The 10,398-nt window shown below is 71.6% G+C and carries 9 protein-coding genes and 2 riboswitches; of the genes, 4 read left to right on the top strand and 5 right to left on the bottom strand.

Annotation, left to right across the window (positions count from 1 at the left end; all coding sequences use genetic code 11):
* The first annotated feature begins 72 nt into the window (after positions 1–72).
* Positions 73–1,275 carry a CaiB/BaiF CoA transferase family protein gene (locus tag QMK24_RS07815; protein WP_283464521.1) on the top strand — a complete coding sequence of 401 codons (1,203 nt, stop codon included), beginning with the start codon at positions 73–75 and terminating at the stop codon, positions 1,273–1,275.
* Between the two features lie 29 nt (positions 1,276–1,304).
* Here QMK24_RS07815 and QMK24_RS07810 read toward each other — a convergent pair whose 3' ends face one another.
* The 4 genes from QMK24_RS07810 to gcvT form a co-directional block, all read right to left on the bottom strand.
* Positions 1,305–2,672, bottom strand: coding sequence for an L-serine ammonia-lyase (locus tag QMK24_RS07810; protein WP_283464520.1), 1,368 nt, complete (start codon positions 2,670–2,672; stop codon positions 1,305–1,307).
* A gap of 163 nt (positions 2,673–2,835) precedes the next feature.
* A complete protein-coding gene (gene glyA / locus QMK24_RS07805) occupies positions 2,836–4,104 on the bottom strand; it encodes a serine hydroxymethyltransferase (protein ID WP_283464519.1) in 1,269 nt (422 codons plus the stop codon).
* Positions 4,105–4,166: 62 nt separating this feature from the next.
* On the bottom strand, positions 4,167–4,544 hold the full coding sequence (gcvH, locus tag QMK24_RS07800; protein WP_283464518.1) for a glycine cleavage system protein GcvH: 378 nt from the start codon (positions 4,542–4,544) through the stop codon (positions 4,167–4,169).
* 53 nt (positions 4,545–4,597) lie between these two features.
* On the bottom strand, positions 4,598–5,728 hold the full coding sequence (gcvT, locus tag QMK24_RS07795; RefSeq protein ID WP_283464516.1) for a glycine cleavage system aminomethyltransferase GcvT: 1,131 nt from the start codon (positions 5,726–5,728) through the stop codon (positions 4,598–4,600).
* Between the two features lie 92 nt (positions 5,729–5,820).
* Positions 5,821–5,928, bottom strand: a riboswitch (glycine riboswitch).
* A 1-nt stretch (position 5,929) separates the two neighbouring features.
* Positions 5,930–6,025, bottom strand: a riboswitch (glycine riboswitch).
* Between the two features lie 134 nt (positions 6,026–6,159).
* On the opposite strand from gcvT, the gene QMK24_RS07790 reads away from it, so the two are divergent.
* The 3 genes from QMK24_RS07790 (at position 6,160) to QMK24_RS07780 (ending at position 8,550) form a co-directional block, all read left to right on the top strand.
* Complete coding sequence (locus QMK24_RS07790) at positions 6,160–6,912, top strand: AAA family ATPase (RefSeq protein WP_502962453.1); 753 nt, start codon at positions 6,160–6,162, stop codon at positions 6,910–6,912.
* Entirely contained in the window at positions 6,878–7,630 is a 753-nt protein-coding gene (locus QMK24_RS07785) for an enhanced serine sensitivity protein SseB (RefSeq protein ID WP_283464515.1), read from the top strand. The genes QMK24_RS07790 and QMK24_RS07785 overlap by 35 nt, the downstream gene beginning before the upstream one ends.
* Positions 7,631–7,788: 158 nt before the next feature.
* Positions 7,789–8,550, top strand: a complete 762-nt coding sequence (locus QMK24_RS07780; protein WP_283464633.1) for an enhanced serine sensitivity protein SseB C-terminal domain-containing protein — start codon at positions 7,789–7,791, stop codon at positions 8,548–8,550.
* A 36-nt stretch (positions 8,551–8,586) separates the two neighbouring features.
* Here the strand turns inward: QMK24_RS07780 and QMK24_RS07775 are convergent, their stop codons facing one another.
* Entirely contained in the window at positions 8,587–10,116 is a 1,530-nt protein-coding gene (locus QMK24_RS07775) for a DUF885 family protein (protein WP_283464514.1), read from the bottom strand.
* Positions 10,117–10,398: the final 282 nt, after the last annotated feature.

Genomic DNA, 10,398 nt, shown 5'->3' with positions numbered 1-10,398 from the left:
CTCGTTCCAACGCCCCCGCCGCGTCTCCCTCCACCGATCTTGCGACCAGACAGCCTCACACCGGAGGTGACCATGTCCGAGCCCACTGCCGCCCCGCTGGACGGCGTCCTCGTAGCCGACTTCAGCCGCGTTCTCGCCGGCCCGCTCGCCACCGCTACCCTCGCCGATCTCGGCGCGACCGTCGTCAAAGTCGAGCGTCCCGGCGGCGACGACACCCGCGCTTGGGGGCCACCGTTCGTCGACGGCACCGCCACCTACTTCGACGCCGTCAACCGCAGCAAGCACGGCATCACTCTGGACCTGGCCGACCCGGACGACGCCGAGGCCGCCCGTGAGCTGGCCCGCCGCGCCGACATCCTGGTCGAGAACTTCCGCCCCGGCGGCCTGACCCGCTACGGCCTGGACCACACCTCCGTGCGCGCCGCCAACCCCGGCCTGGTCTACTGCTCCATCAGCGGCTTCGGCAGCGGCAGCGACCTGCCCGGCTACGACTTCGTCGTCCAGGCGGTCGGCGGTCTGATGAGCATCACCGGCGACACCTCGGGCGAGCCGCACAAGGTCGGCGTCGCACTGGTCGACGTGCTCACCGCGAAGGACGCCGTCACCGCCGTCCTCGCCGCCCTGCGGCACCGGGACCGTACCGGCGAGGGACAACTGGTCGAGGTCAACCTGCTGTCCAGCCTGCTCGGCTCGCTCGCCAACCAGGCCTCCGGCTACCTCGCCACCGGCCGCGCACCGCGGGCGATGGGAAACCAGCACCCCAGCATCGCCCCGTACGAGACCCTGCACTGCGGCCCCGGCCGCAGCGGGCTGCTCGCCGTCGCCTGCGGCAACGACGGTCAGTTCCGGGTCCTCGCCAAGGCCCTGGACGCCCCCGGGCTCGCCGAGGACCCGCGCTTCGCCACCAATCCCGGCCGGGTACAGAACCGCCTGGCGCTGATCGCCGCCCTGGAGACGGCGCTGGCCGCCCACGACGCCGCGCACTGGCAGCGGCTGCTGACGGTGGCGGGCGTCCCCTGCGGTCCGGTGAACGATCTCGCCGGCGCCTTCGCCCTCGCCGCCGATCTCGGCCTCGATCCAATCGCCGAAGTCGGCGCGGGCCGTGTCCCCCAGGTCCGCAGCCCGCTGCGACTGTCCGCGACGCCCGTGCGGCCGCCGGTCGCGCCGCCCCGCCTGGGCGAGCACGACGCCGCCCTGCGCGCCTGGCTCGCGGCCCCCGCTGATACGCCCCCGCCCGCCCTGCCGTGCGCAGAGGAAAGCCCGGGCAAGAGCTGAATAGGGGAAACTCGCAGCTCAGACCCGCGTCAGCACTCGATGACGTTGACCGCGAGCCCGCCCCGGGAGGTCTCCTTGTACTTGACCTTCATGTCGGCGCCGGTCTCCTTCATGGTCTTGATGACCTTGTCGAGAGACACGTGGTGGCGTCCGTCGCCGCGCATGGCCATCCGGGCGGCGGTGATGGCCTTCACCGCGGCCATGCCGTTGCGCTCGATGCACGGGATCTGGACGAGCCCGCCGACCGGGTCGCAGGTGAGGCCGAGGTTGTGCTCCATGCCGATCTCGGCCGCGTTCTCGACCTGCTCGGGGGTGCCGCCGAGGACCTCGGCGAGGGCGCCGGCGGCCATCGAGCAGGCGGAGCCGACCTCGCCCTGGCAGCCGACCTCGGCGCCGGAGATGGAGGCGTTCTCCTTGAAGAGCATGCCGATGGCGCCGGCGGCGAGCATGAAGCGCACGATGCCCTCCTCGTCAGCGCCGGGCACGAAGTTCATGTAGTAGTGCAGGACGGCCGGGATGATGCCGGCCGCGCCGTTGGTGGGCGCGGTGACGACGCGGCCGCCCGCGGCGTTCTCCTCGTTGACGGCCATGGCGTAGAGGGTGACCCACTCCATCGCGAGGGCGATCGCGTCGCCCTCGGCGCGCAGCTGGCGGGCCGAGTTCGCGGCGCGGCGGCGGACCTTGAGGCCGCCGGGGAGTATGCCCTCGCGGGACATGCCGCGCGCGACGCAGGACTGCATGACGCCCCAGATCTCCAGCAGACCGGTGCGGATCTCGGTCTCGCTGCGCCAGGCCTTCTCGTTCTCCAGCATCAGGGCGGCGATGGACAGCCCGGTGTCGCGGGCGAGCCGCAGCAGCTCGTCGCCGGTGCGGAAGGGGTAACGCAGGACGGTGTCGTCGAGCTTGATCCGGTCCTCGCCCACGGCGTCCTCGTCCACGACGAAGCCGCCGCCGACCGAGTAGTACGTCTTCTCCAGAAGCGTCGCGCCCTCGGCGTCGTAGGCGAAGAGCGTCATGCCGTTCGCGTGGTACGGCAGCGAGCGGCGGCGGTGCAGGATCACCTGGGTCGCGGCGTCGAAGGGGATCTCGTGGGCGCCGAGCAGGTTGAGGCGGCCGCTGGTGCGGATGCGCGCCACCTCGTCGTCCGCGGTCTCGACGTCGACCGTGCGGGGCGAGTGGCCCTCCAGTCCCAGCAGCACGGCCTTCGGGGTGCCGTGCCCGTGGCCGGTGGCGCCCAGGGATCCGAAGAGCTCGGCGCGGACGGAGGCGGTGTGAGCGAGCAGGCCCTCGTTTTTGAGCCGGTGGGCGAAGATGCCGGCCGCGCGCATGGGTCCGACGGTGTGAGAGCTGGACGGGCCGATGCCGATCGAGAACAGGTCGAAGACCGAGATGGCCACGAGAACTCCTTGGTTGAGCAGACTCCGTTGTCTGCCGGGGGTGGTGCTGTGAGCAGGGGCGTGGGGGATGTTGCGTGGGACGCGGGACGCGGGACGCGGTGCGGGGCACCGGCTCACCTTCCAGTGTGCGCGGTGCCCCGACCTGACGCGTACGACGGGCTGATTACAGTCCGGGGTACAGCGGGTGCTTCGCTGCCAGCGCGGACACCCGGGCCGACAGGCTCTTGGCCTGGTCCTCGTCGAAGGCCGGCTTGAGGGTCTCGGCGATGATGTCGGCGACCTCGGTGAAGTCCTCGGTGCCGAAGCCGCGGGTGGCCAGCGCCGGGGTGCCGATCCGCAGGCCCGAGGTGACCATCGGGGGGCGCGGGTCGTTCGGGACGGCGTTGCGGTTGACCGTGATGCCGACCTCGTGGAGACGGTCCTCGGCCTGCTGCCCGTCCAGCTCGCTGTTGCGCAGGTCGACCAGGACCAGGTGGACGTCGGTGCCGCCGGACAGCACGGAGACGCCGACCTCGGTCAGATCGGGCTGGACCAGGCGCTCGGCGAGGATCTTGGCGCCTTCGAGGGTACGGACCTGGCGGTCCTTGAACTCGTCGGTGGCCGCGGCCTTGAAGGCCACCGCCTTGGCCGCGATCACATGCTCCAGCGGGCCGCCCTGCTGGCCGGGGAAGACCGCGGAGTTGATCTTCTTGGCGTACTCGGCCTTGGAGAGGATCACGCCACCGCGCGGGCCGCCCAGGGTCTTGTGGGTCGTGGTGGTGACCACGTCCGCGTACGGCACGGGCGAGGGGTGCAGCCCGGCCGCGACGAGGCCCGCGAAGTGCGCCATGTCGACCATCAGGAGCGCGCCGACCTCGTCCGCGATACGGCGGAACTCGGCGAAGTCGAGCTGGCGGGGGTAGGCCGACCAGCCCGCGATGATCAGCTGCGGGCGGTGCTCCTTGGCGAGACGCTCGACCTCTTCCATGTCCACGAGGCTGGTCTTCTCGTCGACGTGATAGGCGGCGACCTTGTAGAGCTTGCCCGAGAAGTTGATCTTCATGCCGTGGGTGAGGTGCCCGCCGTGCGCCAGATCCAGGCCGAGGATGGTGTCGCCCGGCTTGATCAGGGCGAACATCGCGGCGGCGTTGGCCTGGGCGCCGGAGTGCGGCTGCACGTTCGCGGCCTCGGCGCCGAACAGCGCCTTGACCCGCTCGATGGCGAGCGTCTCGACGACGTCGACGTGTTCGCAGCCGCCGTAGTAGCGGCGGCCGGGGTAGCCCTCGGCGTACTTGTTGGTGAGGACCGAGCCCTGGGCCTCCAGGACGGCGACCGGCGCGAAGTTCTCCGACGCGATCATCTCGAGGGTGGACTGCTGGCGGTGCAGTTCGGCGTCGACGGCGGCGGCGACGTCCGGGTCGAACTCATGAAGGGAGCTGTTCAGGAGCGACATGGGATCTTCCTGGTCGAGGACAGGACCACAGGATCGAGGTCGGGATCGAGGTCCGGGAGGGATCAGCTGCCGGCGAAGGCGGTGTACTCGTCGGCGGACAGCAGGTCCGCGGGCTCGTCCGTCGTCTTCACCTTGAACAGCCAACCGCCTTCGAAGGGGGCGGAGTTGACGAGCGAGGGATCATCGACGACGTCCTGGTTGACTTCGGTGACCTCGCCGGTGGCCGGGGAGTACAGGTCGCTGACCGACTTGGTCGACTCCAGTTCGCCACACGTCTCGCCCGCGGTGACGGCGTCGCCGACCTCCGGGAGCTGGACGAAGACGACGTCGCCGAGCGCGTCGGCGGCGAATGAGGTGATGCCCACGGTGAACACTCCGGCCTCAGGGACGGAGAGCCACTCGTGCTCCTTGCTGTAGCGCAGCTGCTGGGGGTTGCTCATAACGGAATTCTCCCGGATGTGAAGGTGTGCTCGCGCAGGGGTCGGCGGGTCGGTCAGCGCTGGCGCTTGTAGAAGGGCAGCGCAACCACCTTGTGCGGCTCTTGAGCGCCGCGGATGTCGACGGCCACGCCCTCGGTGCCGGGCGCGGCGTGCGCGGCGTCGACGTATGCGATGGCGATCGGCTGTCCGAGTGTCGGGGAGGGCGCGCCGGAGGTGACCTCGCCGATCACGGAGCCGTCGGCGGCGGTGACCGGGTACCCGGCGCGCGGCACCCGGCGGCCGTCGGCGACCAGGCCGACCAGCTTGCGCGGCGGCGCGGTCTCGGCCCGCGCGGCGGCGGCAGTGAGCGCCGTACGCCCCACGAAGTCGCCCGGCTTGTCGAACTTCACGACGCGTCCCAGGCCGGCGTCGAACGGGGTGGTGGCGGTGGTCAGCTCATGCCCGTACAGCGGCATGCCGGCCTCCAGGCGCAGCGTGTCGCGGCAGGACAGGCCGCACGGGATGAGGCCGGCGCCCGCGCCGGCCTCGGTGATCGCCTTCCACAGCGACTCGGCGTGCTCGGGGGCCACGAAGAGTTCGAAGCCGTCCTCACCGGTGTAGCCGGTACGGGCGATCAGCGCCGGAACGCCCGCGACGGTGCCGGGCAGGCCCGCGTAGTACTTGAGCCCGTCCAGGTCCGCGTCGGTGAGGGCCTTCATGATGCCGGGCGACTCGGGGCCCTGGACGGCGATCAGCGCGTACGCGTCGCGGTCGTCGCGGACCGTGGCGGCGAAGTCCCCGGCACGGGCCGTCACGGCGTCCAGGACGACCTGGGCGTTGCCCGCGTTCGCGACGACCATGTACTCGGACTCCCCGAGGCGGTAGACGATCAGGTCGTCCACGATCCCGCCGTCCTCGGCGCAGATCATCGTGTAGCGCGCCCGGCCGACCGCGAGGGCCGAGATGTGCCCGACGAGCGCGAAGTCCAGCGCCTCGCCCGCCTGGGGGCCGGTGACGGTGATCTCGCCCATGTGCGAGAGGTCGAACAGGCCGGCGCGGGTGCGGACGGCGGTGTGTTCTTCGCGTTCGCTGGCGTAGCGCAGCGGCATGTCCCAGCCGGCGAAGTCGGTCATCGTCGCGCCGAGCCCGCGGTGCAGGGCGTCGAGCGCGGTACGGCGCGGGGCGTCGGTGGGCGGCTGGCTCATCAGTCGGGCTCCCGGTGCAGGCGTGGCGAGACTCTCATGACAAAAGATGGGGAACCCAAAGAAACCCCATAGAAACCCCAAAGAAAGGGGCCTCCCCATCTGTCATCGGAACCTGAGAGGTTCACCGCGGCCCGGCGGGGCCCCGGTTTGCACCTTGGGTGGGACAGGCCGTGAACGGGCCTGTCCGCTTTTCAGATGTGCCTCGCCCGCGCGGTGACTGTGCCTGAGAGATTCAAGGGAGGGCTTGCTCCTTCGGCGCCCTGCTCATGATGGCAGGGACTCTCCCGCGCGGCCTCGAACGGCCAGTATGCAAGTTGTGGCGCTCATCATTGCATGCGCGGGATGCCGGTGGTCCTCTGGGGAATCCCTTTACGTGCCGTTACCCTCTTCTTTACTGAGGGCGGCGGTTCTGTCCGGGGGAGGCGGGATCTGTGCAGGGGCAGGAGCGGGCCGGGACGATGCTGCGCTACCCCATGGGGGATGTGCTGGTCGTCTCGGGATTGCCGGGCAGCGGCAAGAGCACGCTGATGAGCCGTGCGGTCGACGACCGCGACGGCGAGGTCCGCAGGATCGACTCGCAGGACGTGCGGCGGCACTGGGAGGCGCTGATGCCGGCCCTGCTGCCGTACGCGGCCTACCGCCCGCTGGTCAGGATCGACCACTACGCGCGGCTGCGACGGGCGCTGCGCAGCGGCCGCAGCCTCGTCGTCCACGACTGCGGAACCCTCGCCTGGGTACGGCACTGGCTCGCCAGGGACGCCCGCCGCCGCGGCCGGGGCCTGCATCTGCTGGTACTGGACGTACCGGAGGACGCGGCCCGCGCGGGCCGGCTCGCGCGCGGACGGGGGGTGTCCGCGTACGCCATGGCCCGGCACCGCAGGGCCGCCCGGCGGCTGGTGGCGCTGGCCCGGCCCGGCGGGCGGCCCCCGGGGTGCGCCTCCGCGCTGCTCCTGGACCGCTCCGCGGCGGGTGCGGTGGGCCGGATAGTTTTCGGTGGGCGACGGACGCCCGGAGTGGCCGTTCCGGCGGATCGGGCAGCCGCGAACCCGGTAGCCGCTAGGGTTCCGGCAGAGCGGCAGGCGCCGGAAACGGCAGCCGCGGGACGCACGAACCAGACCCACCAGGCACTACACCGCGAGGCACAGCGCAGTGAATACGGAGCTTCCGGCGCAGCACACAGCTGACACATGGCCGGTGAACGAACTCGAGTCGGTACTCGCGGCGAGCGTCGGCAACCCGGGCGCGAACGCCCGGCTCCTCGAAGTGCTCGGCCGCTCCCAGCTGTGGGTGCCGCTGCCGAACGGCGGCGGTCCCGACAGCTCCGACCTGGATCTGCCGGCCTTCGAGATCGAGGGCACCTTGTACATCCCGGTGTTCAGCTCCGAGCAGCAGTTCCTGTGGGCCGCTCAGGGGATGTCCTGCACCGTCGCGCCGGCCCGGGAGTTCGCCCGGGGGCTGCCGCCGCAGGTCGGCATCGCCGTCAATCCGGGCGGAACCGCCGGGATACCGCTGCCGCCGCCCGCCGTCCAGGACTTGTGCCGGTCCGACCGCGACCCGCGGGCGGCGACCGGCGGCCGGGTCCGGCTGTGGGAGCCGGACCCCGACGACGAGCCGGTGGACTTCCTCGCCGCCGCCGCGGGCGAGTTCGCGGTCACCCCGGTGGTGCTGTCCGCGCGCCGCGCGGTGGCCAGCGTCGAGGGGGCGCCTCCGCAGCTGTTCGTCGGCGTCGAACTCGACCGCTGGCAGGAGGAGGACCGGGCGGCTGCGATGGACGCCCTCGGCCGGGCGCTCGGCGCCGTACCACTGTCCTTCCCGGTGCAGCTGGTATTGCTGGACATCGCCCAGGACCCCGTCGGCGACTGGATGCTGGAGCGGGTGCGCCCCTTCTTCGGACGGGACTGAGGCCATGCGCTGTCTGCGGGGGAGCACAACCTGGTTTGATGGCGGGCGGTGCACGGGAGTGCGCCGGACCCGGTGACACCGGTGACGGAGAGAAGGGGCGGACCCACGTGATCGCGGGCGCGCAAGGCGGTGCGGCGGCAGCCGGCCACGTCGAGCAGATGCTTCGGCAGGTGGCGCCCGGACGATTCGACGCCTACGAGAACCTGCTCGCATCACTGGCCGGCGGCCAGGTCTGGATGCTGCTGTGGCAGGGCGCGGCGGGCTCTCCCGACGCCCAGTACGGGAACATGGAGATCGACGGCTACGGGTACGCGCCGGGCGTCACCTCCGCGCAGGAGCTCTCCGCGAGCGGCTGGAACCGCACCCATGAGGTCGTGCCGGGACGTGACATCGCGACCGCCCTCTTCCCCGAGCGCTGGGGACTGTGGCTGAATCCGCACGCTCCCGGCGGCGGGGTCGGCATCCCCTGGCTGGATCTGCGCCGTATCGCCACCGGACTGGACCGGCTGCCGGCCGGCCCGCTGCAGATCGGCGAGCCCGCCCTGCAGATTCCGCAGTTCTACGCCCTGCTGTCGCAGCACGCCCACCGGACTCCGGCCGTACGGTCGCTGCGCCGCGCCTGGGTGCAGCCCGCCCTGGGCGAGCCGTATCTCGCCATCGGCCTGGACATGTACGACTCCTCGCCGCAGGCGGTGGAGGCGGTACGGCTGATGATGCAGCAGTCCATCAGCGGCGTGCCGGACGGGCTGCCGGTCTCCACGGTCGCGATGGCGGACGAGTACGACCCCGTCGCGATGTGGATGCGGATGAACGGCCAGCCCTTCTTCGACCGCGAGGCCCACGCCGTCGCGGGCCCCGCCCCGGCAGCCGCCTGGGGCTGGCCCCAGCAGGGCTGGCCCCAGGGTCAGGCCCCGCGTTAGTGCCGCGACCCCGGCGGTATCTGGGGGAGCTGAGGACTACGCGCCCGTGAGTGCCGCGCCGATGAGGCCGAGCGGCGGGCTGCCCAGGCCGAGCAGCGCGCCGTGGAAGCGCTCCAGTGAGAAGCCGGATCCCCAGTCGCGGCGTGCTCGCTCGCGCAGCCGCATGATCTCCAGCTTGCCCCAGGTGTAACGGCCGTAGGCGGCGTCGAAGGTGCCGCGGCGCGCTTCTGAGACGGCGCCCGCACGGGCGAGATGGGCGTCGCGCATGAAGAGCCGGGTGGCCTCGTCGAGCGTCATCGCGCCGGTGTGGAGGCCGATGGCGCAGGACAGCCGGGTGACGCGGACCAGCGCTTCGAGGGCGACGCCGATGGCGAAGCGCGGATCGCGGGCGCGGAAACCCTCCTCGAGACAGACCTCCTCGACATAGTGGGCCCACCCCTCGCAGAAGGAGAGGGAGTGCAGCACCCGCCGTACCGGAGTGGGCGCGCGGCGCAGTGCGCGCCCGTGCGCGAAGTGGCCGGGGGCGACCTCGTGGACGGTGATCGAGGGCAGGCTGGTGCGGCTGAAAACGGTCAGCCACTCCTCACGTTCGGTTTCCGGCCACTCCGGCTCCGGCGGAGTGACGTGGTACCAGGAGGCGGCGTCCGGTTCCCCGGGGGCGGCCCAGGTCATCATCGCCATCGACCAGCGGCGCGACGGCGGGGCGGGCCCGACGAGGCAGTCCCCGTCCAGGTACGGCACGAGCCGTTTGGCGCGGGTGAACTCGATGACCTCCTCGGTCAGCCGGGCGGCCTCCGGGATGACGCCGTCGGCGCCGGGGTGGTCGGCGAGGAGTTCCGGGATCAGTTCACCGACCTCGCGCCGGGGGTCGAGGGCACGGCAGGATTCGGCCAGCAGCTCGGTCAGCCGGTCCCGTTCGCGGGCCGCCTCGTCCGCCAGTGCCGGCAGGTCGACGGGCAGGCCCTCCTGGCCGCCCATGAGGGCCGCCAGCGCGTCGCCGCCGAGCCGCGGGTCGGGATCGCCGGTCTTCGCGGCGCGGGCCACATGAGCCACCAGCCGCTCGTGCGCGATGAGCGCCGCGGAGGCCTCGGGACCCTGGCCGGGGTGGAGATCGGCGGCCAGCCCGCGTACGGCGCCGAGCAGCGCCCCGGCCACCGGCGCGCTCACCCGGTCGAGTGAGGTGATGGCCGCGTCCACCGCCTCCGGCCACTGCGCGAGGTGCTTCAGCCGGGCGGCGGAGCGCTCCTGCTGAGGGGCGTACTCCCGGTCGTAGGAGGTGAGCTCGAGATTCGACAGATGGGGGTACGGGTCGCGGCGGTGGAGCTCCAGTTCGCCGTACTGGACCCGTAAGGACTCCTCGAAGACGGACAGGTGCGCGTCGTCATGACGCTCGCGCCCGCCGTGCGGCGCGGGGCGGGCGCGCCGGGCGTGCGCGAGAGCGGACAGTCCGCGCCGGACGCCGTCGGGTGACAGATCCTGCACCCGTCCGTCGTACTCGTGCAGACCGGCCATCTCCCGGACTGTGGGCATCATCAGGTCGCACACCGCGTGCAGCCGATCATTCATGTGCCGACGTTACATCCGCGGTACATCCCCGGTGGGCCCCTATAACGGACGATGATTCACTACATCACAGTTGCGCATCCATTCGCTTTGGGGGCTGGCGGGTGATCGCGAACTGGATGAAGACTCTCGCCGCAAGGGGCTCACGGCCCCGGCTCTCACCTGTTTCGCCTGTACCAACAGCACCGCCTGCAACGCCTGTTATCTCTGCAATTGAGCAAGACGCAGCACCAGCAGCACGACTGATGAGTAAAGCCGCTACAGCGGCGGGCGCGCGCCGGTTAT

This window comes from Streptomyces sp. PH10-H1 (assembly GCF_030063355.1).
Classification (GTDB): Bacteria; Actinomycetota; Actinomycetes; order Streptomycetales; family Streptomycetaceae; genus Actinacidiphila.
Note: the sequence above shows the minus strand (reverse complement) of the source record. Positions and strands in the feature narration are given on the sequence as shown.